Origin of the sequence: Glutamicibacter endophyticus, from assembly GCF_048457885.1 — a bacterium.
Classification (GTDB): domain Bacteria; phylum Actinomycetota; class Actinomycetes; order Actinomycetales; family Micrococcaceae; genus Glutamicibacter; species Glutamicibacter endophyticus.
The window spans coordinates 3,473,293-3,496,316 of sequence record NZ_CP174200.1 but is presented as its reverse complement, the minus strand read 5'-3'; the positions used below and the strand labels follow the sequence as shown (position 1 = coordinate 3,496,316).

Sequence of the window (23,024 nt, the reverse complement as noted above, 5' to 3'; positions counted from 1 at the left end):
GGCAATTGGGCGCACGAAAGCGCTAAAACGAAAAAGCCCCTCATTGATCCTAAGACCTTTTGATCATGAAATATTCCGCATGATCTCTTACTTGACGTCCCATTGCGCGCCATGCGCCGGACAATGTGTTCTGTGGGAGACGATCGGGCGTGTCGCTCCGTCAGTTACAAAAGGCGGCTAGGTCATGACTTACCGCGAAAATTCGCGCTACATTGGCTTAGTCATTAGCAAAAACTATTTTGATCATGACGGCTATATGTGGCCTCAGGTGACCTTTCTTCCCATCCCACGGATCTTTAGGAGAGTGCGTAACACGGGTTGCGGCAGGGCCGTGCGAATACTGTGCCTCAGTGGGCGTCGCCGTAGCTCGCTCAGGAGCTCTGGATCGGTGCTCAGCTGTGCGGAGCGTGCCCGTTCGGCTAACACCTGCAAAGATTGCGAGAAGGCCGGGGTCATCCGATGAAAGTAGTTTTCCCGGAGCCATGGTTTGTTGGGGGTTCCAAAGTTCAGCAACTGGAGATCGTCAAGGGTTCCGAGAAGGCCCGACCCATGGAACACGATGTTGATCATTTCCTCGCTGACGCCGAAGTCGCGCAAGATCATCGTCGGCAGTCCGCGGTCGATGGATTCGAGTGCGGCGGTGGAGGAGACGGTGACCAAAGCGCTGCCAGGTTTCAGCACCTCGGCCATGCTGCCTGTGGTGAAACGCAGATGGGTGGAGCCAGAGATGCGTCCAGAAGCCTGGAGTTCTTGGAAGATCTCGTCGTAGGGAAACTGCTCGAGATGTGTCTGTGGTTCACCTGCTCGCGCTCGTAGTTTCACCACGACGTCGAGCCCAGGATTGAGCCGCGCGCAACGTTCAAGTGCGATCAGGATGCGTTCGCGTTCTTCGCGCACGCATGGAACCTTTGCCTGCGGAGCGAACACGAGGCGCTTGATTGCGGCTTGCGACTCGGCAGGAAAGCCTGGGGGGGAGAGGAACGGCAGCTTACCGACCATAATCGTCGGTTGATGTCCCTTTGCTGACTCGGAGAGGAAGGAAAAGTCGCGGGCCTCGGCATGTGAATGGCAGATGAACGCGTCGCCGGGGCGCCGATAGTTCCAGCCACGTTGCGTCGCCGGGTAGGCCACGCCGGGTAGGGCCGAAATGAGAGCGGTGCCTCGACCTTGCAGCGGCTCATGTCGCAAAATACGCGAGTAGAGTTCGCTGACCACCGGCCCGGTAGCGGCGGCGAAGACGATGTCACATTGCACGGCGGGGGAAACCAACTGATTCAGCGGAAGACGCAGCAGCTGGTCGGGCGCCAAGTCGGTGCCCGCAAAGGCCGCGTTGATCTGTTCTTCGGTCGGCATGATGGGTGTGCGCACAAGGGCTACCCGACGATCCCAGCTCGGGCCCAAGCGATGCAGGAAGGTCGTGGCGAGCTTCAGGTATGAGTCCGAATCGGCGACGGCGATAATTTGGGGTCGCATATGGAGCTACACCTCCAGGGAACGCGAGAGATGTTCGCGCAGTTGCTGGGAGGTGGTTTCGGTCCACCAATGTTCGGGGACCGGCAATGGGTAGAGACTGCGTGCCTCATTTCCCAGTAGCAGTCGCAGCGAGGGGATGACGGTCGAGGGCAGCGCGCGGATTTCCTGACCCGGGCGTAGATCGCGCAGACGCATCTCGATGGGAACCGTATGGGTTTTGAGATGCACGTTCTCGAGCGCGTCGAGTAGCTGAAGGAACTGCGGGGTTTCCCGACGGTGCGGGAAATAGGCCAGCGGACCGTCAGCGGCTAGGGACTTGACCCATGCCAGATAGGGCTCGGTATGAATAAGTCCGTCGGCCACCATGGCCGACCCGATGAGCAAGGTGGGCTCGGCGAATCGTTCGGCAACCGGTTGGGTGGCGAGCCATTCGAACTTATGCTGAGCAAATTTGATGCCCAGTTCGTCCATGCGTTCGCGCTGCTCCTGTGGCACCTGAAGGGCGGAGACGATCAGCAACCGCGATTCACGTGCCAGCGCACGCATCTTGCGCCACATGGCCAGCCCCAAGGAATTGCGTGCCGCGGATTGTTTAGCGCGGGCACGTACCAGCGGTGTGGGGGAGCGCTGGGTGAGCTGCGCGATTAACGACAGGGTCGCAAGTCCGTCGTCGATGACGATGATTTCCTTTGCACGCACCCCGCCCAATAGGGCCCGTTGCACCTTTCCGGAATAGGCGTCGCCGACAACCCAGCGTTCCTTGGCGGATTTGGGCATGGGCGGACGCTTGGCCGCTGGCTGAAAGCTGACTCCGGCCGGAGCCGAATCCAGCATGGCCCCGGTGGTGGCCTGCAGGGGCATGCCCAGGCGCGGCACGATGTGCACGTCGCTACCCAACAGCCCCGCGGCGTGAGTTTCCACCGCGGAGAGCAATTGCAGTGGCGATTCGACCCAAACCCGCGCGGTGCCGAAACGAGGTCGGGATACCTGGCCGGTATCGGTGCCTACAAGATTCATTTCCGCCAGACTCACTTGGCCAACCGATTCAGGGAACGTGACCATTTTTCCAGTTGCCGCGAGGAGCGTCGAATAACTTGCCGTGAAACCCCGCGCAATTGTGCCGGAATCCGGCGCCCGGACCCCACATGGGCCCACTGCGGTGGCAGGTTCAGGCTTGTCAGGCGGCGACGCTTAAAGTGCACGGCGTGACGGGCATAGTGCCGATTCAGGAATTGCTCGGCCGTCTCGCGCAGCTGCGGCAGTTGCTCTGACTGCATGCAGTAAGACACCGCATGCAGCAATCCGGTGAGTTCGTCGTCATCCGTGTCGGCACGCTCGGCCGGGGCGCTGACGTTCTGCACACAGAGGGCGTGGACCAGACTCAGCGGCACGCGATTGGAATTCTGGTAGGGCGCCAAAGCTTGAAGCAGCATCGCGGTGCCCACCGCGACAACCTCGATGCCTTGCAGGTACTTGGCGGTGGCCAAGCCGGTGGAGAAGCACGACAGAACCAGGGCAGGGCGCACGGCGGCGACCACGGTTTCGGCCAGGTGGTCGGTGTCCAGCACCGTGAAATCGAGGCCGAGGGATGCCGCGGTGCCAGCCAGCCGCGCCGCGGAGGTGGCGCTCGCCGATGGATGGGCCTTGAAAAGTACCGTGTTCAGGCCGCGGGACTTCACCTCGTGCAGCATCTGCACGTGCAACTCGAACTCTTCGTCCTCGTCGATTACCCCGAGGGAACCGAGATACTGCCCCAAGAGCAAGGCCGCGCCCTCGGGCGCGTCGGGTACCGGCTGCTGCCCGTGCGCCAGCTCGTCGAACACCCGAGATAGCGCGGAGGCGGAGAGCACCTTCCGTTGGGGCTGGAGCTCGGCTAATAGTTGCGGCTCAAGACCTGGCACCAGGTCGATGTGGATGGTGCCGACCAAGCGCTGGGCGATGGGGGTGGCAAGTTTGCTTCGCGTGGGGCCGTAGGACATCAGACCGTCGGAGTGGACCCAGATCTGCGCGTCATAGAAAACATTGGCCAGGGCGCGGGCCGGGTTCACCTGAATGGACTCGAGCACCAAGGTCAGCGGTTCGTCGCCGAGATTCCAGGCGCTGCGCAGCAATTTATTGAGCAGCAGCTGGTCCTCGACGCCACGCGGGTTGAACTGCGCCGGACGTCGTGGTGCCAGCAAGGCAGCGAGGTCAACGACGCGATCGAAGCGGGAGGCAAGCTCGTCGAACCCGGGCACGCGATCCAGCGGGGTGGTGAGTTCGGGAATCTGCGAACCATTGGCCAGCACGAGAACACGTTCGTCGGCCGGCGGGAGCAGCCCGGCATCGGCCATGGCGGCCAGGGAGACCAACTGGAAATAGCTGGAGGCCTCGACGAGGGCGATCATCGGGCGACCCCAATCTGCGCGGCCTGCAGGTAGGAGAGCACATGGCGGCGTCGGGCCACGTCCATTTCCAAAGCGACCTTGCGCGCGGCGGCCACATCAATTGTCGCGAACACGCGACGTAGCTGCTGCTTCATCTGCAAGCGGACCTCGGGCGGGTAGTTCTTGGTTCGTTTTTCATGGTGGCACACGATCGCGAAGAATTGGCGTAGTGCCTTCGGCAGGTGCCGCGCGGCCTCCGGGTGCGCGTCGACCTCCTCGAAAACCTGCGTGAACGCAGGAATGAAACTCAGCTGGCGTTCGTCAAAGACCTGAGTCAGTGATCCGGGCAGTCCGCGGCGGTAGAAGATGTCCGCACCGGAAAGCACCGCATAACTGTGGTTGCGCAGGTGCAGTTTCCAGATCCACGGACGATCCTCGGCGCTGGTCAGATCGGGATCAAAATGGAAGACGCCGCGCTGGCGCATCAGCTCGGTACGATACATTCCCGCCCAGGAATATGGGTAGTCAACCATGGATGGCGCATCGATCGGCTCGATATCCGCCGCCGGATCTAGGCGCAGCCCACGCTGTGCCTGTGGGGCCCGGTGAATGGTGCGGTTGGTGCCGGTGACACGCACATGATCGCAGCGCACGAAGTCGACATTCAGCTCCTGTAGCCCATCGGCCAGGGTCGCCAGATGGCGGGGCCCCATCCAGTCATCGGGATCAAGGAAGGTGTAGAACTCGCCGGTGACCTGATCAAGGCCAGCGTTGCGCGCGGCCGAGACACCGCCGTTGGCCGGCAGGGTAATGAGCTTCAGCCCGGGCAGTTTGGACTGGTAACTGCGCACCAGCTGCGCGGTGGCATCGGTCGAGGCGTCGTCGACGACCAGTACCTCGAGCTCTCGGCCGTCGAGTTCTTGCCGCGTTAGCGAGGTCAGCGCATCACAGATATACGCTTCCTGGTTGTAGGCGGGAATTACCACGGAAATGCGGCCGGGAATCGGGGTCATGGTTCCTTCTTCGAGGAGTGTGCGAGGGGGCATGGATGCATCGCGGCGGCCGGACCGAATACTGGTCCGGCCGCCGAGATGCGCGTCGCGAGGCGCTCCGGACTTAGCCGTCGACGCGGCGCAGGCGGCTCAGCGGAGCCAATTCGCCCGGGAAGACCTTCTTGACGCCGTCGCCCATGGCCTGCTCGAGGATGCGGATGTCGCGGATCAGAGCTTCGAAGCCCTTCGGCTCCAGCGAGGAGGCCTGGTCCGAGCCCCACATGGTGCGGTCGAGGGTGATGTGGCGTTCGACGGTCACGGCGCCCAAGGCCACCGCGGCCAGCGAGATCTGCAGGCCGCGCTCGTGACCCGAGTAGCCGACCGGCACCTGGTAGCGCTCGCGCAGGGTTTCGATGGTGCGCAGGTTGGCTTCCTCGGGAGGCAGCGGGTAGGTGCTGGTGGCGTGCATCATGACCAGCTTGTCGGTGCCCAGGGTTTCCACGGCCTTGTCGATCTGCTCGATGGTGGACATGCCGGTGGAGAGAATGATCGGCTTGCCGGTTTCGGCCAGTGCCTTGAGCAGTTCAATGTCGGTCACCGAGGCGGAGGCGACCTTGTGGGTGACGGCACCCTGCTCTTCCATGAACTCAACCGAAGGAACATCCCACGGGGAGGCGAAGGCGTGCAGCCCCTTGGAGGCGGCGTAGGAGATCAATTCCTTGTACTGAGCCTGGTCGAACTCCACGCGGTAGCGGTAGTCCAGGTAGGTCATGTCGCCCCACGGGGTGGAACGAATCTTGTCACGCATGTCCATCGGGGTGGAGATGTCCGGGGTGCGCTTCTGGAATTTCACCGCGTTGGCGCCGGCGGCCGCGGACACGTCGATCAGCTGCTTAGCGATTTCGAGGTCACCGTTGTGGTTAATGCCGATCTCGCCGATGACATACACCTGCTGGCCGGTGCCGAGCAGCGACTCGCCAATGGCGACGGGCTTGATGTCGGTGGTGATGGAGGTCATGGGTTCTGCCTTTCAGTGGGTGAAACTAGGGAAAACGAAAAAATCTAGACGGCGGCCGGTACCGGTGCGTGCCGCGCGGCCAGCACCAGTTCGGCTAATTCACGAACCGCGCCATGCCCGCCGGAACGGGATAGCCGGTGCCGTGCGGCGCGGTGGACCTCGACTTGGGCGTCGGACACGGTAATTGGCCAACCCACCAGCGCCATGGGGGCGAGGTCGTTGATGTCGTTACCGACATAGGCCACCCGTGCCGGGTTCACGCCCTCGTCGCGCATCCAATTGGCCAGAAAACTGGCCTTGTCATCGATGCCGTGGGCCACCTGGACGTTGAGTTTTGCGGCACGCGCGGCGACCACCGGGTTCATTTCCTTGGAGAGGATCAGGAACTTCACCCCGGCGGCCCGCAACCGGGCAACGCCCATGCCATCGGAACGCGAGACGCGCACGGTTTCGGTCCCGTGTTCGTCGACGTAGGCGGTATCCGGGGTATGCACCCCGTCGAAATCGGTCACCACGGCGTCCACGTCGATCGGCGCCGTGCTCTGCGGCACGAGCAGCGAAGCGAAGCTCAGGTCCGTTTCGGTGTCGATGTCGATTCCGTGCTCGCTCGGTACCTCGTGGATCGCGACCCGTCCGAAGAATCGGTGTTGTGCCGCCCGGAACCCGGCGGTGTTCATCACGTAGAAGGCGCCGGTTTCGCGGAAGCGTGGTTCGCGGTCCTGGCGGCGTGGCCGGTGGGACATCTCGTGCCCGACGGCTACTGCCTGCTGCTGCTCATCTAGGGCCCAGTGGAACCCGTGGTCTGCTACCGCGGCAAAGCACACCTCGGCACGTGACTGCTCCACCGTCTCCACGGCGGCATCGAGGTCCTCCGGGGAGATCATCGGGCTGGTGCACTGGATGAAGACCGTTACCTCGGGGGCTGGGTCGACCTGTTCCAACACATGCTCCAGCACCGATTCACTGCTGGCGGTGTCACCGGCGATATCCGCTGGACGATCTACCACCGTGGCCCCGTAGGACAGGGCCTCGGCTTTGATCTGCGGGTGGTCGGTGCTGACCACGACCTCGTCGATGCGCGACGCGGCCCGGGCCGAGGTGATGGCCCGTCCCAGCAGCGATTGGCCGCCGATCTGTCGCAGGTTCTTGAGCCGGATGCCCTTGGACCCTCCCCGGGCGGGAATGATCGCCAAGACTTTTGGCTGTTCGGTATTGCTCACAAAATTGAAGGTATTCGTTGGAGTTAACCGCAGGGGTGCACTCGGGTAAACGCCGGGTGAAGAGGCGGTGTCATCCCCTGCTAGTTTGCTGAATGCCGCTGTCAGGACGGAAAAGCTGGACCTTGCCAAGACCAAAGGAGGTGCGCGGTACAGAAGTTTCTCTGGTCATATCTTTGGGCGGACAACTAGACTCCGTATGTTCAGGTACTTCACCAAAACCGTGGAACGGGTCTCGTTGAAAAATGGAGGACCGCACTGTCGAAGGTGGGTGGGCGGATATCGAGGAGAACGCCTAAGAAACGAGCTCCGTCCGCTGGTCAACAGGAACGACGAGGCACTGCACCGGCCTAGGACTACGGCCGGTGCGAAGCTACCAGCGCCTTTGGGTCAGGAACTCGAGGGCGCGCTTTCCTGCGTAGGCACTCGGCCCGCCCTGCCCCTCGCGCCAGCCGAGCCCTAGTGCGACGTGCGTGAGGATCGAGTCGAACAGATGGGCGTTGTAGTCGACGCCCAATTGGTCGGGCGCCGTGAGGAGCACCGCGTCGGCGGAGAGTTGCTCGATCAGTCCATGCGGTTCATCTGCATAGCTGCGGCCGTAGTCAGCATGCGCCTTCTCATCGATGTTGCCGAATTGATCATGGCGTTTACCGCTGCCAAGGAAGTGCCGGCGGTCCTGGTCGCTGACATGGATGACTCGACACGGTGTCTGATGTTTGCCGCTCCGATCGCAAGGAGCCTAGGATCGTAGCCATGGGGCCGGAAAAGAACGCTGTACGGATCATCCAGGATTTCCTCTCGGGAGCCATGGGCGACGAGGCATTCTTGGAAGAACTGTACGGCCAGAGCCTCGACACACTGCGCGATTGGCCCAATGCACCCGCCTACGTCGCCCATCGCGATCTGCTGCAGTACCTCCTGCTAATAGACCTGGGAACACCCGCCGGGCGGGTGGATGCCGTTGGCGTGCTGGAGCAGTATCTCTGCGACCAGGGCGTCTATGTGCATTCGACGGAGCTCGGACGGGAAGCAGCCGCCGACTACGAACTCTTGATGTCGGCGCAGCCGACGTGGGTCGACATCGACGCGTTGAGCGCAGCCACGCTACTCGAGGCAGTGAGCGCTGTCCCGGAGCGGTCGCGTCGGACCCAATTGCAGGCGTTGATCAAGCAGCGCTACCGGTACGTGAGCACGCCCCCGAGATGGCTGCAAGCGCCGACGTGGCCGGTCGTTGAGCAGTATCCGACGGTCTTCGTGGGCCAGCTCGACATCACGGACCTGCATCACGACACGGCTTACTTGTACGTGTTCGTCGATGAGGCCAGTGGCGCGGTGTCCACTGTCACGCAGCAGCTCTAGTACAGCTTTCTACTGCTGTCGTGCGTACAAGGTACGGCTTTGTGCCCGGTGCCTGCGGTACGCAGTAGCTTGGCCCGAGCATCTAGGTAATCGGTAGCTTCCATCAGGGTGCTGCGACGTGAAATTCGTAGATGAAACCAATTCCGTGGCCTAGGGGCGACAGGTGCAGACATAATCCGGGCGTCGCCGCACGCGGTACGCCTCAAGCATTTAGGCTGGAAACCATGCAGGAGTCCACCCAGTCCAAACAGTCCGCGCGACGCCGTGGCCCGGTGCGCATCACCGTGCCCTCACGGTCCGACCGCTTTCTGGCGAAGTTCACCGAGGTGATTGGCGGACCGTTAGGTCGGCATAGTGCGCCGGGACAAGTTAATCCCGGACTGTTCACCGTGGAGCGGGTGCTGATCATCATGACGGTGATTGGCTCGCTGCTCATGTTGCTGGCGAAGAATCCCTGCCGGGTGAACGGTTGGGGCGGTTCGAACCCCTACGACTATTTCTGCTACACCGACTGGGTCCCGCTCTTTGGGGCACGTGGCTTTGCCGATAACCCCTTCGCACCATTCGCGGCCGGAGCCGACTTTGAGTATCCGGTCCTCATGAGCGCTGTGGCCTCCGTGGTCTCGGCTCTCGTGCCGCAGGTGGAAACCGGTCGTTCGCTGATCTTTTTCGATATGAACCTGCTGCTGGTCAGCGTGCTCTGGCTCATCACGGTGTTGTGCACCATGAAGATGTGTGGACGGCGTCCCTGGGATGCCGCCTTTGTGGCCATTGCCCCGGGGATTATCTTGACCGGCAGTATCAACTGGGACATGTGGGCCGTAGCGCTGCTGGCCGGCGGGATGTTGGCCTTCGCGCGCGGACATAGCATCGGGGCCGGTGTGCTCATCGGCTTGGGGACGGCCATGAAGATCTATCCCTTCTTCATTCTGGGGGCCATTCTGGTGCTTGCGTTGCGTACCGGACGGTGGTCGGTGTTCTTTAAAACCGCCGGGTTTGCTGCCGGCACCTGGGCGCTGGTGAACCTGCCCTATGCGCTCGCTTTTCCTTCGTCCTTTGCATATTTCTTCAGCTTCTCCTCCGAACGTGGGGCTGGGCTTTCCAGCTTCTGGCATGTCTGGAACATTGGGGCGAAGTACGAGTTGGTTCCCTTCCTTGCGCCAGAGACAATTTCCCGGTTGGGCATTGGGTTGTTCTTCCTCTGCTGCGTGGGTGTGGCCGTGCTGGCCTTGGCCGCGTCGGAGCGCCCACGGCTGGCCTCGTTGGCGTTCTTGATTATTGCCTCCTTCGTGATGGTGAATAAGGTCTACTCGCCTCAGTTCATCGTCTGGCTCATTCCGCTCTTTGCCTTGGCGCTGCCGCGGTGGAAGGAATTCACCGCGTGGATGCTGGTGGAAGTGGCACACTTCTATGGCCTCTGGGCCTACCTCGGCTCTTTCGGAGATGACAAGGACATCCACAAGACGTTCCCCGAGCTGGGCTATGTATTGCTGGTCTTCGCGCACATGATCATGCTGGGCTTTTTGATGTACCGGGTAGTACGCACCGTGCTCGACCCGTTGCAGGATCCGGTGCGAATCGTTGGTCAGGATGATCCGCAGGCCGGCGGATTCGCCGGTGCCGACGATAAGTTCACGCTCTCATCGCTTCGCGGGAAGGCCCCACATAAGGAACAGGCCGGTTAAATGGGTGAGGTAGCCGTGGTCGGGGCCGGCCCGAACGGCTTGGCGGCTGCCGCCGTGATTGCACGAGCCGGGGTCCCGGTGACGGTGTACGAGGCCAACGCGGAGCTCGGCGGCGCGGCCCGCACGCAACGGATCGGCACCAGTGGTGCCAGCTTTGATCTGGGCAGTGCCGTGCACCCGATGGCGCTACTTTCACCGGCATTCGCCGATCTAGGGGTTCATCGTCGGGTACGTTTCGAGACGCCGGAGCTGTCCTTCGCTCACGTGCTCGATCGCCGTAGCGCTCATGCTTGGCGCGATCTGGACCGTACCGCCGAAGAACTTGGCGGTGCCGAAGGCCGCGCCTATCGGCACCTACTCGCGCCGCTTTCCGAACACATCGATGAACTGGCGACCGTGTTGCTTAACCCGCTACCGCGGGCCGGACGTGAAGCTGCGGCCTTGGCCCGCTTTGCCGCGGCCGTTCCCGGCGCCATGGTGCTACGCGATCTGTACTCCGAACGATTCCCTCGGGCCGCAGCGCTCCTCGCGGGTTGTGCGGCGCATCTTGCTGGGGGAGGGCACGGACCTGCGGCGTTGGGTTCTGGGCTTTTCCTGGCGGCCTCCGCCCATGCTGGTGGCTGGCCGATTCCCATTGGAGGTTCCCAGGCGATCAGCGATGCGCTCGCCGAAGAAGCCGCCGCCCACGGTGCACAATTTCAGCGCTCCCAACCGGTGACCGACCTGCGGCAACTGGACGAAGAAGTGGTGCTGTTCGCGGTGGGAGCCGAGGACGCCGCGCGTATAGCCGGTGAAAGGATTCGGCCGCCGCTACGCCGCCGCTTGGCTAAAACGCGCCGCCCACCGGGCAGTTGCATCGTGCATTACCTGTTGCGTGAACCAGTCCCATGGCGTGAGAAGCAACTTCATCGGGCCGGGACCGTCCATCTGGGCGGTGATGCGCGGCGCGTGATTCGCGTGGAGCGCCAAAGCCGTACCCGCACGGTACAGCGCCCCTACGTGATCGTCTCCCAACCCTCACTGTTCGACAGTTCGCGCACCGGCGATGACACTCAGGTGCTCTGGGCCTATTGCCACGTGCCGCGTGGGTCGAGCACCGACATGGCGGCGGCGGTGACCGCGCAGATCGAGGCGGCGGCCCCCGGGTTTGGAGACACCGTGCTCGAGCGTCATGTGATCCCGGCGGCCGGACTGGAACAACAGAACGCCGCGCTGGTCGGTGGTGATATCACCGGAGGAAGTATGGATCTGCGTGGCGCATTGCTTCGACCTCGGTTGAGTTCCTCGCCGTGGCGGATCGGACGTGGACTGTATTTGGTGTCTTCCTCGGCCGCCCCGGGTCCATCCGTTCATGGCATGGGTGGTTATCTCGGGGCCGCAGATATGCTCCGAACGGAGTACGCACTTAGCGTGTAAGCCTTTGGGAGGAGCCGATAAATCAGCACTGGGGACGGTTCGATCCAACCGCGCCGTTCCTAGACTTGAGGCATGATTCAGGCACAGGAACTTAGCAAACGCTACGGTTCGAAAACCGTTGTCGACCGCGTCTCGTTCACCGTGCAGCCGGGGCAAGTGACCGGTTTTCTCGGGCCGAATGGCGCCGGTAAATCTACTACGATGCGCATGATCCTTGGCCTCGCGACGCCCTCGAGCGGCTCCGTACAGGTCAACGGCGCCCCCTTTACTTCGTCGAGCCATCCGCTGACGGAGGTCGGCGCCCTGCTGGAGGCGCGAAGCGTCCACAAATCGTTGACGGCCCGAGCCCACTTGCGTTCCATGGCGGCGGCCGCACAATTGCCAGCCAGTCGCGTCGACGCGGTACTCGAGCTCACCGGCCTGCGGTCGGTGCAACATAAGAAGGTCGGCGGTTTTTCTCTGGGCATGGGTCAGCGACTAGGTATCGCCACCGCGCTGCTCGGTGACCCACAGGTTCTTATCCTCGACGAACCGGTCAACGGGCTCGATCCCGAGGGTGTGGCGTGGGTTCGTCAGTTGGCGAGGCAGCAGGCCGCCGAGGGGAAGACGGTGTTTATCTCCTCGCACTTGATGAGCGAAATGTCGCAGACCGCCGACCACCTGATTGTCATCGGGCGCGGTCGGATCATGGCCGATGCGCCCATTGCGGAGTTTCTCGCAGATGGTCGCGAGCAGACCCTGGTGCGTGCCGGCGATCTCGAAGCGCTAATGCGCGCTCTGGCAGCCAGTGGAGTGGAACTCGTGCGGGAGGACGCTTTGACCCTGCGCGTGGTGGGACCCACCTCGCAGCAGATCGGTCAGCGTGCCCTGGAGGCAGGCATTGCACTCAGCGAATTGCGGCCGCTTAGCCGCACGCTAGAGGACGCCTATCTCGAATTGACCCGAACGGCCGTGGAATACGAATCCACCACGGCGGCGCCGATGACGGCAGGAAAGTAGGAGCTTATGAGCACGTCAACCGTCACCCCATCGCGCGCGGGCCGAGTCACCCTTGGCAGTGTGTTCCGTGCCGAGTCCATTCGATTCTTTGCACTGCGCTCCACCCAGATCTTGATCGTCGTCGCCGTGCTAGCGCAGGTGGCACTGGCTGCCTTAGGCATCTGGTCGGTCGGAGCATTCATGACGAATATTCCGGCCGAAGCGGGCATGCCGAACTTCACCGATCCCGAAGTGACCGCCGAGGTCTTTGGCTCGGGGATTACCTTTTCACAGCTGATCCTGGGTTCCATGGCGGTGCTCTTGGCCAGCGGAGAATTCACCACCGGATCCGCGGTGAGCACCTTCCTGGCCAGCCCGCAGCGAATTCGAGTTCTGTCGGCCAAGGCATTGCTCATCGCCGTGCTAACCGGGGTCATCTCGGTGGCGGGCACCCTACTGGCCTATCTGGTTTGTCTGCCAATCGCCGGACACTACGAGTTGGGGCTGGAGCTATCCTCCGCAGCCTTCCAGCGTGTGCTTTGGTACGGAGCACTGACCACGATGATGGTGGCGCTGATCGGCCTAGCACTAGGGTTCCTGTTGCGCAGCTCGGCCGGTGGTATCACGGTGCTACTGGGGTTGTTCTTTGTACTGTCCATTCTGGTTCAGGTCCTGATCATGGCCGTGGACTGGGTGAAAAACATTGTGCAATACCTGCCGGATCAGGTGGTTTCGGCCTTGATCTCCCCGACGACCTCGATGTCGTCACTGGAAACCTGGCAATTGATGTGCGCCGTGGCAGGGTGGGCGGTGATTCCGCTCGTGTTCGCCGCGTGGGCCTTGCGGGCTCGCGACATCTAGGCTTAACTCCATGAGTTCACATCAGGGCGCCGACCCGCTGGTCTCCTTCGACGAACTGACCAGACGGCGCATGGGGCGGGTGCGCAGATTCATGCGCACCCACCCGCGTTTCGTCGTCGTGGCCACCGTTCTGGTGTATTTGATGCTGTCGCTGCTCGGCCTCGTCGGCCGGGCCATCGATCCGGAACTAGACCAGATCCTGATGCTCGCGGGGATCCTGGCCACGGCCCTAGCGTTACTCTTTCGCCTGCGTTACCCAATGCTGGTATTGCTGACCGTATTTCTCATTGAATCCAGTTCCATCGTCTTGGACGCCGGCGGTGGCGGATATAGCGGGATCGGCATGATGATCGCGCTCTATACGGTCGGCACGAAGTACTCTGGCCGTCGCACCATCCCGATCGCCTTGTTTATCGGCGCGTTCCATATCTTGTTGTTCATCATGACCGGATATCCCGATGTCAGCGAGGTCCTCGACGAGGGTGAGAGCATCGATGACTACGGGGGAGCCGCACTAATGCTCTCGATCAGCGGCGGGTTCATGCTCGGTAGCTATGTGGCCGCAGCGGCCGTCGGAACCAACATCCGCAACGCTCGCATCCATGACGCCGAAATCAATCACTGGGCCTCCCAAGTCTCACGCCTCGCTCAGGTGCAAGAGCGCCACCGGATTGCGCGGGAGATGCATGACGTTGTCGCCCATTCACTATCGGTGATGATCGCACTTTCCGATGGCGCCCGTGTGGTGGCGAAGAAAGACGCGGCCAGGGCAGAAACCGTCTTGGCCGAACTGTCAGGAACCGGACGTGCGGCGCTCGCCGATATGCGCAGACTTCTGGGTGTGCTGCGTCAGGCCGACGGGGCCGAGCTCTCGCCGCAGCCGAGCTCTGGCAACTTGGAGCAGATGCTGGATGGTTTCCGGGTCGCCGGATTGCCTCTGACCTATAGCTACACCGGGGAGCCATTGCCCAAGGACACCACCTTCGAACTCACCGTGTACCGCATCGTCCAGGAATCGTTGACCAACGCTTTGCGCTATGCCCATGGAGCTAGCTACGTACAGGTGCGGCTCAAGCGAGAGTCTAAGTGGCTTGTTCTCGAAATTATTGATGATGGCGATGGGACGCTCTCTCATTCGGTGGGTTCCGGTCAGGGGTTGAGCGGTATGCGCGAACGCGCTGCGTTATTCGATGGAACGGTGGAGGCTGGTCCGCGGCCCGAAGGCGGTTGGATTGTCTCCGCTTCGCTGCGGATTCCCAAATGTGACTCATCGTTACTTGAGCCTAAAACTAACCCCACCACTTAACATCTTGTCTTGAAAATTTACTTTCAGAGTGAAGTTCCCACTCACTGAGAAAGTATTCACGCCAAGGCATGATGGGAAAAATTTATGCCGAACTGAGATCGTGATCCAAAAAACCGCGGTGTTACCTAGCTCACTGGGCATTATTCGTGGGTATTTGATTATGCGCGCAGTGGCATCGCTCGGACCGTGAAGCGTCAACTATAGCAAGTTCCAATGGTTTATCCGTTTGACTTGTGTGTTTTTAGAACAGTGCCTACATAGTGGGGCAAGTGTTGAATTTTACGGAAATTCTGAGGTTAGTCTCAGAAAGCTATTGATTTGGACCTAGCCGACCTTGTTGAATGTGCAGTGGGGAACCTTGGGGGTTGTACACAGTAGCGCCATATACAAGGAGGGCATTTCATGCGACGCACTGCGCGCACGAAATTTGCACCTGCAGGAAACGCGGCGTGGTGGCGAAGGCCTTTGGCACTAGGGGTGGCTTCATCCCTAGCTGTTTCGGCCTACGGCTTACCCGCCATGGCAGATGTAAACACGCAACCAGCAGAACAAACTGAATCTGCGGCGAGCATCATCGATCTCTCGCTATTCAGTAACGAAATGGCCGGCGGCGGACAGACTCGGGCCTTGTTCCCGAGTGGTCCGGAAACCGATGAAGGCGGGCTCGACGTATCGTTGCTCGGCAGCGAACTGGTCGATCTCGGACAGTTCCCGATTCCGGTCGACCAGTTTCTGAACTTCGGCGAGCTTGGCACTCTGTTGTCACGTTCGACCGCAACCGACGGTAAGAACGGTGAAGCAATCTCCGGTGTGGCCGGAGCCGACGGGGCGATCACCCTCGACGGTGAGCAGGGTGATTTTGGCGTGGCCAGGATCAACCTGCTTGCGCTGTTTGAAGCCGTTGGCGCCGATGCATTGACCGGCCAAGTACTGAGCAAGGCGGAACTGACCGCCGGTGCCGGTGGTGCTTGGGTTAAGGCAGTGGACGGCGTCTTCGAAGATCCAGATGGATTCGGTGGCAAGGGTCAGTACCGGGTGGCTGAAGCCAACCTGGAACTCCAGTCTCCACTGGTCGAGCAGATGGCTTCACAGCTATATGACGCCATTGGCCAGGTGGATACCACCTTGGAAGACTACATCAACGGGATGTCGCAGCTTACCGACCTACTCGACGTGCTCAGCGCGTTGCCGGTCGGCGCCGACTTCAATGTGACCGTTGATTCCAACATTCAGGATGAGGTGTTCAACGAGCTGTTGGCTCAGCCGATCACCTCGAAGAACGAAGTGCTCAGCATCGACCTGAGCACCGGCACGTTGTACGTGGATCTGGACAAGGCCTACTCGGGTGAACGCCCGGAGGGTGTTGACCTGCCGGATGGCATCAACAACCAGAACCCGAACACCGAGCTGATCAGCAACGAGATCTACCCGATCATCGCGGAGACCATCCACGATCTGATCGAAGAGGTCATCAAGGTCGCCACCAACGCTATTGAGGGTGCTATTTCCAGCATCACCTTGACTGTTGATGCGTCCTTGACCAGCCCTGCTGGCGGTGCCGAAGCTTCGTGGACCGTGAACCTGGGTGGCGAGACCGTCAATCCGGTTTCTTGCACGCCTTCCGGCTTGGGCGGATCGGTGCTCTGCACCACCTTGACCACCGCGATGAACTCGGCAGTGATCCCAGCGGTTAATACCGCGATCATTCCGATTCGCGACTTCTTGGTGGGCGATGGTGGACACGCGATCTACGATCTGCTGATCACCGACATCAAGACCAACATGATCACCCTCCCGGTCCGTCAGGTTCTGGAGCCGGTCTTCACGTTGGCCACGGAATTCGTGTCGCTGCAGCTGAACCGTCAGGTTGAGACCACTTGCACCCTGCCTGATGGCACCGAGACGACCGAGGCCCTTGAGGTTTCGGCACTGTCGCTGGGTGTTCTTCAGTCGGCAGATGCAGGTCGTTTGAACCTCGGTAGCGCTGGTGTTCGCACCGGTGCATGTGCCGCTGCGATTGATCCGTCGATCACCGTTGACCCAACCGAGGTGCCTGCAGGTACCCCGACCAACGTCACCGGTACCGGCTTCACCCCGAGCGGTGACGTCGAGCTGCAGCTTGTAGACGCCGATGGCCAGCCTGTTGGCGATCCGGTTACTGTGACCGCCGACGAGAACGGCGACTTCCCGTCGACCGAACTCCCGGTTGCCGCAGATGTTCCTCCGGGAACCTACGATGTGCGCGCCACCGATGTAACCACCGGTACCCCGGTAACTCAGCCACTTAACGTGACTGAGCCGGATGTACAGGAGCTGAACATTGGCTTGGACCCACCGACCGTTCCGGCCGGTGACCCAACCAACGCAACCGGTACCGGGTACACCCCGGATGGACCGGTAACTGTACAGCTCATCGATCCCGCCGGTAACCCGGTTGGCGATCCGATCACCACCACCGCGGGCCCAGACGGAACCTTCACTGTTCCGGTTCCGACCCCGGCTGATGCACAGCCAGGCGACTACACCGTCCGCGGCACCGACGACACCACCACCAACTCGGCCGAGGCCCCGTTGACCGTGGTTGAAGCGGGCACTCCGGTCATTACTGCCGATCCGACCTCTGTTGAGCCGGGTCAGCCGACCGATGTTTCCGGTACTGATTTCGCTCCGAACGACACCGTGACCGTTCAGCTGCAGGATGCCGATGGCAACCCTGTTGGTGACCCGATCACTGCTCCGACTGACGAAAATGGTGCCTTTGGTCCAAGCCCGCTGACCGTTCCTGAGGGAACGACTCCGGGTGACTACACCATCAAGGGCACTGACACTCAGGGTGGCGAGGCTACGACCCCGCTGACCGTGACTGAGCCGACTGGTGGCAACGAGCCGTCGATCACTGCTGACCCGACTACGGTTCCGGCTGGCGATCCGACGAATGTTTCCGGTACTGATTTCGCTCCGAACGACACTGTGACCGTTCAGCTGCAGGATGCCGATGGCAACCCTGTTGGTGATCCGATCACTGCTCCGTCGGATGAGAACGGTGCTTTCCCGGCAACTGAGTTGCCTGTTGCGGACACTACCGCTCCGGGTGACTACACCATCAAGGGCACTGACACTCAGGGTGGCGAGGCTACGACCCCGCTGACCGTGACTGAGCCGACTGGTGGCAACGAGCCGTCGATCACTGCTGACCCGACTACGGTTCCGGCTGGCGATCCGACGAATGTTTCCGGTACTGATTTCGCTCCGAACGACACTGTGACCGTTCAGCTGCAGGATGCCGATGGCAACCCTGTTGGTGATCCGATCACTGCTCCGTCGGATGAGAACGGTGCTTTCCCGGCAACTGAGTTGCCTGTTGCGGACACTACCGCTCCGGGTGACTACACCATCAAGGGCACTGACACTCAGGGTGGCGAGGCTACGACCCCGCTGACCGTGACTGAGCCGACTGGTGGCAACGAGCCGTCGATCACTGCTGACCCGACTACGGTTCCGGCTGGCGATCCGACGAATGTTTCCGGTACTGATTTCGCTCCGAACGACACTGTGACCGTTCAGCTGCAGGATGCCGATGGCAACCCTGTTGGTGATCCGATCACTGCTCCGTCGGATGAGAACGGTGCTTTCCCGGCAACTGAGTTGCCTGTTGCGGACACTACCGCTCCGGGTGACTACACCATCAAGGGCACTGACACTCAGGGTGGCGAGGCAACCGCACCGCTGACCGTTACCGAGGGTGGCACCGGTGAAAACCCGGGCCAGATCGGTGACCGTGTCTGGAACGACGTCAACGAGAACGGTATTCAGGACGAGGGTGAAGCCGGCGTTGAAGGCGTCACCGTCAACCTGTTGGATGCCGCAGGCAACCCGGTCAACGATGCAGATGGCAACGCCACCAGCACCACCACCGATGCCAACGGTAACTACACCTTCGCTAACCTGCCGGTCGGCGAATACACCGTTGAGTTCGTTCTCCCTGAGAACGCAACCGGCTTCGCTCCGGTCAACCAGGGCGATGACGATGCTGTCGATTCCGACGCTGCCGACAATGGCCGTACCGACGTGGTCGCACTGACCACCGAGGCTCCGACCACCGACGCAGTGGATGCCGGTCTGACCGGTGTTGTGGTTTCCGAGCCGACCGTGACCGTGGATCCGTCCTCGGTTGCACCGGGCGAGGACACCACCGCTACCGGTGATGGCTTCAAGCCGAACTCGCCGGTTCAGGTCCAGCTGGTTGACCCAGAGGGTAACCCGGTTGGCGATCCGATCACCGTGAACACCGACGAAAACGGTCACTTCACTACCCCAGTCACCGTTCCGGAAGGTTCTACCCCGGGCGACTACAAGGTAGTGGCAACCGATGAAGACGGTGGCACCGACGATGCTCCGCTGACCGTCACCGATGGTACCGCTGGCAACAACGGCGAGCTGGGCGACTTCGTCTGGGCCGACGTTGATGGCAACGGTATCCAGGATGCAGGCGAGCCTGGCGTCGAAGGCGTCACCGTGAACCTGCTGAACGCCGAAGGTACCCCGGTGAACGATGCCGATGGCAACGCCATCAGCACCACCACCGATGCGGATGGTATGTATGCCTTCGCCAACCTGGCACACGGTGACTACATCGTTGAATTCACTGGCCTGCCGCAGGGTGCTTCCTTCGCACCGGCAGACCAGGGCGATGACGACGCTGTGGACTCGGACGCCAACGTTGACAACGGCCGCACCGCAGTCGTGACCCTGACCGCCGAAGCTCCGGCCAACGACACCGTTGACGCTGGTCTGCTGGGCATCCAGGTTATGGATCCGACTATTGCGATCGATCCGGTCGATGTACCGCAGGGTGAGACCACCCAGGTGACCGGTGTGGGCTACACCCCGAACGGTGACGTTCAGGTGCAGCTGGTTGACCCAGAAGGCAACAACGTGGGTGACCCGGTTGCTACCACCGCCGATGACAACGGCGCCATTGACACCCCGCTGACGGTACCGGCCGATGCTCCGGTTGCCGACGGCTACTCCGTCAAGGGCACCGATTCGAACACCGGTAAGTCCGCAGAGACCCCGCTGAACGTCATCGCCGGTAACGGTGGCGACAACAACGGTGTCCTGGGTGACCGTGTCTGGAACGACATGAACGCCGACGGTATTCAGGATGAGGGCGAGGCCGGCCTGGCCGGTATCACCGTCAACCTGCTGGATGCCGATGGCAACCCGGTCAACGATGCAGATGGCAACGCCATCAGCACCACCACCGATGAGAACGGTAACTACCTCTTCGATGGCCTGGCACACGGCGACTACGTCGTCGGGTTCGTGGCTCCGGAAGGTGCAACCTTCTCGCCGGCAGAGGCAGGCGACGATCGTGCAGTTGACTCGAACGCTCAGGAAGACGGCCGCACCGCGGTAGTCACCCTGACCGCCGAGGCTCCTGAGGATCTGACCGTTGACGCTGGTATCAACGGTGTTGAGATCACCGAGCCGACCGTGACCGTGGATCCGTCCGAGGTTCCGGCTGGCGAGGACACTCAGGTAACCGGTGACGGGTTCGCTCCGAACTCGCCGGTTGAGGTTCAGCTGGTCGACTCCGAGGGCAACCCGGTAGGCGATCCGGTGAACGTCGAGACCGACGAGAACGGCCACTTCACCACCCCGCTGACCGTCCCCGAGGGCACCACTCCAGGTGACTTCGAGGTCAAGGCCACCGATGGTGAGGGCAACACCGACACCGCACCGCTGACCGTTACCGATGGCAACACCGGTGGCAACGACGGTTCGATCTCGGGTCGCACCTGGGTCGACGCCAACAAGAATGGTCTGCAGGATGAAGGCGAGTCCGCCCTGGGCGGCATCACCGTGAACCTGCTGGATGCCGAGGGTAACCCGGTCAACGATGCCGATGGCAACGCCGTCAGCACCGCGACCGACTCCAACGGTGTCTACTCCATCTCGGAGCTGGCAGCCGGCGATTACATCGTCGAGGTCATCAAGCCGGACGGTACCGGGTTCTCCCCGGCCAACGTGGGCGACGATGACACCATCGATTCGGATGTGAATCCGGATAATGGTCGCACCGATGCACTGGCACTGACCGCAGAGGCTCCGGCCGCTGAGCACGTCGATGCCGGTATCACCGATGTGGTGTTCACTTCCCCGACCGTGACCGTGGATCCGTCCGAGGTTCCGGCTGGTGAAGACACTCAGGTCACCGGTGACGGGTACGCCCCGAACTCGCCGGTTGAGGTCACCATCGTCGACGAAGACGGCAACGTCATCGCCGGTCCGGTGAACGTCGAGACCGACGAGAACGGCCACTTCACCACCCCGATCACCGTTCCGGAAGGCACCACCCCGGGCGAGTACGACGTTGTGGCGACGGACGAAGAGGGCAACACCGATTCGACTCCGCTGACCGTCACCGAAGGTAACACCGGTGGCAACGACGGTTCGGTTGATGGTCGCTCGTGGATCGACCTGAACGAAGACGGTATTCAGGATGAGGGCGAGGTTGGCCTGGCCGACGTCACCGTCAACCTGCTGGACGCCGAGGGCACCCCGGTTGAGGACGCCGATGGCAACGCCATCAGCACCACCACCAACGCCAACGGTAACTACACCGTCGCCGATCTGGCCGCCGGCGAGTACATCGTCGAGTTCGTGGCTCCCGAGGGTGCAGGGTTCTCCCCGGCCAACGTGGGCGACGACGACACCGTGGACTCCGACGCCGACGAGAACGGCCGCACCGAGGTGCTGGCACTGACCGATGAGGCTCCGGCCGCATCGAACGTCGACGCTGGTATCACCGGTATCGAGATCACCGAGCCGATCATCACCGTGGATCCGTCCGAGGTGCCGGCCGGCGAGGACACCACCGTAACCGGTGCCGGGTTCGCTCCGGACTCGACCGTAACCGTTCAGCTGCAGGATGCCGATGGCAACAATGTGGGTGACCCGGTTGAGGTTGAGACCGACGAAAACGGCGGCTTCACTACCCCGCTGACCGTGCCGGAAGGCACGACCCCGGGTGAGCACACCGTCAAGGCCGTTGACCTTGAAGGTGGCGAAGCAACCGCACCGCTGAACGTGACCGATGGCAACACCGGTGGCGACAACAACGGTAAGTTCGGTGACCTGGTCTGGAACGACGCCAACGAGAACGGCCTGCAGGACGAGGGTGAAGCCGGCGTCGCCGACGTCACCGTCAGCCTGTTGACCTCTTCCGGTCAGCCGGTACTCGATGACGAGGGTGACGCGGTTACCACCACCACCGATGAGAACGGTAACTACTGGTTCAGCGAACTGGCCCATGGCGACTACGTCATCCAGTTCTCCGCACCGGAAGGCGCCTCCTTCTCGCCGGCTAACGTGGGCGACGATCGTGCCGTGGACTCCAACGCCGACGCCGAGGGCCGCACCGCGGTGCTGACCCTCACCGCCGAGGCTGCCGAGGACCTGACCGTTGACGCTGGCCTCACCGGCCTGGGCGACGGCCAGTACGATCCGGAGATCACCGTGAACCCGAAGGACGTCAACCCTGGCGACGAGATCGACGTTCACGGCGAGGGCTTCCCGCCGAACACCGATGTCAAGGTCGAGATCCGCGACAAGGACGGCAACGTCATTGAGACCGTGGATGTGAAGACCGACGAGAACGGTGAGTTCGACGTGAAGGTCACCGTGCCGGAAGACACCCCGGAGGGCGAGTACGAGGTCCGGGCCGAGGACAAGGACGGTAACGGCGACAGCGAGAACATCAACGTCACCGACAAGCCGGTCAACACTTGCTCCATCGACCAGTCCGTGATTGTGGTCCCGAATGAGGTCAAGGCCGGTGATACCTTCAAGGTCATCGGTAAGGGCTTCACCAAGGGTGAGGTGCTGACCCTGACCATCGTCTCGGCAGACGGCAAGACCAAGATCGACGTCGTGGACAGCGGTGCTAAGGCATCCGCAGGCGACATCCTGAAGGTCGTCGTCGACAACAACTGCACCTTCGAAGTTGAGGTGACCGTCCCGGAGAACACCCCAGAGGGTGACTACGAGGTCGTCGTCAACGACAAGGATGGCAAGAAGAAGGACTCGGCTCCGTTCAAGGTTATCGGCGACGATAACAACAACAACGGAAACGGGAACAACAACGGCAATAACAACGGCAACAACAATGGCAACAACAACGGGAACAACAATGGCAATGGGCTAGCCGACACCGGCGCCCAGGTCATTGGGTACTCGCTGCTGGCCCTGCTGCTGCTCGGTGCAGGTACCTTCTTGGCACTGCGCACCCGCCGTTCGCACAAGAACTAGCGGGATAGGTTCTCACACGTCGGGTCAAACCGGCGAGTGA

General features: G+C 61.7%; 14 protein-coding genes. 8 read left to right on the top strand and 6 right to left on the bottom strand.

The genetic code is table 11. The features are described 5' to 3' along the window. Window positions 1-264: 264 nt before the first annotated feature. From ACJD00_RS16250 to ACJD00_RS16225, 6 genes are all read right to left on the bottom strand, one after another. Window positions 265-1,473, bottom strand: coding sequence for a DUF6716 putative glycosyltransferase (locus tag ACJD00_RS16250; RefSeq protein ID WP_418907926.1), 1,209 nt, complete (start codon window positions 1,471-1,473; stop codon window positions 265-267). Window positions 1,474-1,479: 6 nt separating this feature from the next. Beyond that, window positions 1,480-2,490, bottom strand: a complete 1,011-nt coding sequence (locus ACJD00_RS16245; protein WP_418907925.1) for a hypothetical protein — start codon at window positions 2,488-2,490, stop codon at window positions 1,480-1,482. An 11-nt stretch (window positions 2,491-2,501) separates the two neighbouring features. Continuing rightward, window positions 2,502-3,860 (bottom strand): polysialyltransferase family glycosyltransferase, encoded by a 1,359-nt coding sequence (locus ACJD00_RS16240; RefSeq protein ID WP_418907924.1) that lies wholly within the window; start codon window positions 3,858-3,860, stop codon window positions 2,502-2,504. Next, the gene (locus tag ACJD00_RS16235) at window positions 3,857-4,852 is read right to left on the bottom strand and encodes a glycosyltransferase family 2 protein (protein ID WP_418907923.1); all 996 of its coding nucleotides are present in this window, start codon (window positions 4,850-4,852) and stop codon (window positions 3,857-3,859) included. The genes ACJD00_RS16240 and ACJD00_RS16235 overlap by 4 nt, the downstream gene beginning before the upstream one ends. Before the next feature lie 103 nt (window positions 4,853-4,955). Next, complete coding sequence (locus tag ACJD00_RS16230) at window positions 4,956-5,849, bottom strand: N-acetylneuraminate synthase family protein (protein WP_309410355.1); 894 nt, start codon at window positions 5,847-5,849, stop codon at window positions 4,956-4,958. Between the two features lie 44 nt (window positions 5,850-5,893). Then, window positions 5,894-7,069, bottom strand: a complete 1,176-nt coding sequence (locus ACJD00_RS16225; protein WP_418907922.1) for a cytidylyltransferase domain-containing protein — start codon at window positions 7,067-7,069, stop codon at window positions 5,894-5,896. Between the two features lie 490 nt (window positions 7,070-7,559). On the opposite strand from ACJD00_RS16225, the gene ACJD00_RS16220 reads away from it, so the two are divergent. The 8 genes from ACJD00_RS16220 to ACJD00_RS16185 all read left to right on the top strand — a co-directional run bounded on the left by ACJD00_RS16220 (window position 7,560) and on the right by ACJD00_RS16185 (window position 22,984). Beyond that, entirely contained in the window at window positions 7,560-7,817 is a 258-nt protein-coding gene (locus tag ACJD00_RS16220; RefSeq protein ID WP_418907921.1) for a hypothetical protein, read from the top strand. Beyond that, window positions 7,772-8,425, top strand: a complete 654-nt coding sequence (locus ACJD00_RS16215; protein WP_418907920.1) for a hypothetical protein — start codon at window positions 7,772-7,774, stop codon at window positions 8,423-8,425. Before ACJD00_RS16220 ends, ACJD00_RS16215 begins: the two co-directional genes overlap by 46 nt. A 224-nt stretch (window positions 8,426-8,649) precedes the next feature. Beyond that, on the top strand, window positions 8,650-10,110 hold the full coding sequence (locus ACJD00_RS16210) for a glycosyltransferase family 87 protein (RefSeq protein ID WP_418907919.1): 1,461 nt from the start codon (window positions 8,650-8,652) through the stop codon (window positions 10,108-10,110). Further along, the gene (locus ACJD00_RS16205) at window positions 10,111-11,526 is read left to right on the top strand and encodes a phytoene desaturase family protein (RefSeq protein WP_418907918.1); all 1,416 of its coding nucleotides are present in this window, start codon (window positions 10,111-10,113) and stop codon (window positions 11,524-11,526) included. It abuts the gene before it with no gap. Window positions 11,527-11,598: 72 nt separating this feature from the next. Then, window positions 11,599-12,525, top strand: a complete 927-nt coding sequence (locus tag ACJD00_RS16200; protein WP_418907917.1) for an ABC transporter ATP-binding protein — start codon at window positions 11,599-11,601, stop codon at window positions 12,523-12,525. Between the two features lie 6 nt (window positions 12,526-12,531). Beyond that, window positions 12,532-13,365, top strand: coding sequence for an ABC transporter permease (locus ACJD00_RS16195; protein ID WP_418907916.1), 834 nt, complete (start codon window positions 12,532-12,534; stop codon window positions 13,363-13,365). Between the two features lie 10 nt (window positions 13,366-13,375). Beyond that, window positions 13,376-14,671 carry a sensor histidine kinase gene (locus ACJD00_RS16190; protein WP_418907915.1) on the top strand — a complete coding sequence of 432 codons (1,296 nt, stop codon included), beginning with the start codon at window positions 13,376-13,378 and terminating at the stop codon, window positions 14,669-14,671. Window positions 14,672-15,190: 519 nt separating this feature from the next. Continuing rightward, window positions 15,191-22,984 (top strand): SdrD B-like domain-containing protein, encoded by a 7,794-nt coding sequence (locus ACJD00_RS16185; protein WP_418907914.1) that lies wholly within the window; start codon window positions 15,191-15,193, stop codon window positions 22,982-22,984. Window positions 22,985-23,024: the final 40 nt, after the last annotated feature.

Coding starts and splice junctions, on each gene's coding strand:
- ACJD00_RS16205 (WP_418907918.1), top strand. CDS start 10,111: ATGGGTGAGGTAGCCGTGGTCGGGGCCGGCCCGAACGGCTTGGCGGCT.
- ACJD00_RS16210 (WP_418907919.1), top strand. CDS start 8,650: ATGCAGGAGTCCACCCAGTCCAAACAGTCCGCGCGACGCCGTGGCCCG.
- ACJD00_RS16195 (WP_418907916.1), top strand. CDS start 12,532: ATGAGCACGTCAACCGTCACCCCATCGCGCGCGGGCCGAGTCACCCTT.
- ACJD00_RS16245 (WP_418907925.1), bottom strand. CDS start 2,490: ATGAATCTTGTAGGCACCGATACCGGCCAGGTATCCCGACCTCGTTTC.
- ACJD00_RS16220 (WP_418907921.1), top strand. CDS start 7,560: ATGGGCGTTGTAGTCGACGCCCAATTGGTCGGGCGCCGTGAGGAGCAC.
- ACJD00_RS16250 (WP_418907926.1), bottom strand. CDS start 1,473: ATGCGACCCCAAATTATCGCCGTCGCCGATTCGGACTCATACCTGAAG.
- ACJD00_RS16190 (WP_418907915.1), top strand. CDS start 13,376: ATGAGTTCACATCAGGGCGCCGACCCGCTGGTCTCCTTCGACGAACTG.
- ACJD00_RS16240 (WP_418907924.1), bottom strand. CDS start 3,860: ATGATCGCCCTCGTCGAGGCCTCCAGCTATTTCCAGTTGGTCTCCCTG.
- ACJD00_RS16230 (WP_309410355.1), bottom strand. CDS start 5,849: ATGACCTCCATCACCACCGACATCAAGCCCGTCGCCATTGGCGAGTCG.
- ACJD00_RS16200 (WP_418907917.1), top strand. CDS start 11,599: ATGATTCAGGCACAGGAACTTAGCAAACGCTACGGTTCGAAAACCGTT.
- ACJD00_RS16235 (WP_418907923.1), bottom strand. CDS start 4,852: ATGACCCCGATTCCCGGCCGCATTTCCGTGGTAATTCCCGCCTACAAC.
- ACJD00_RS16185 (WP_418907914.1), top strand. CDS start 15,191: ATGGCAGATGTAAACACGCAACCAGCAGAACAAACTGAATCTGCGGCG.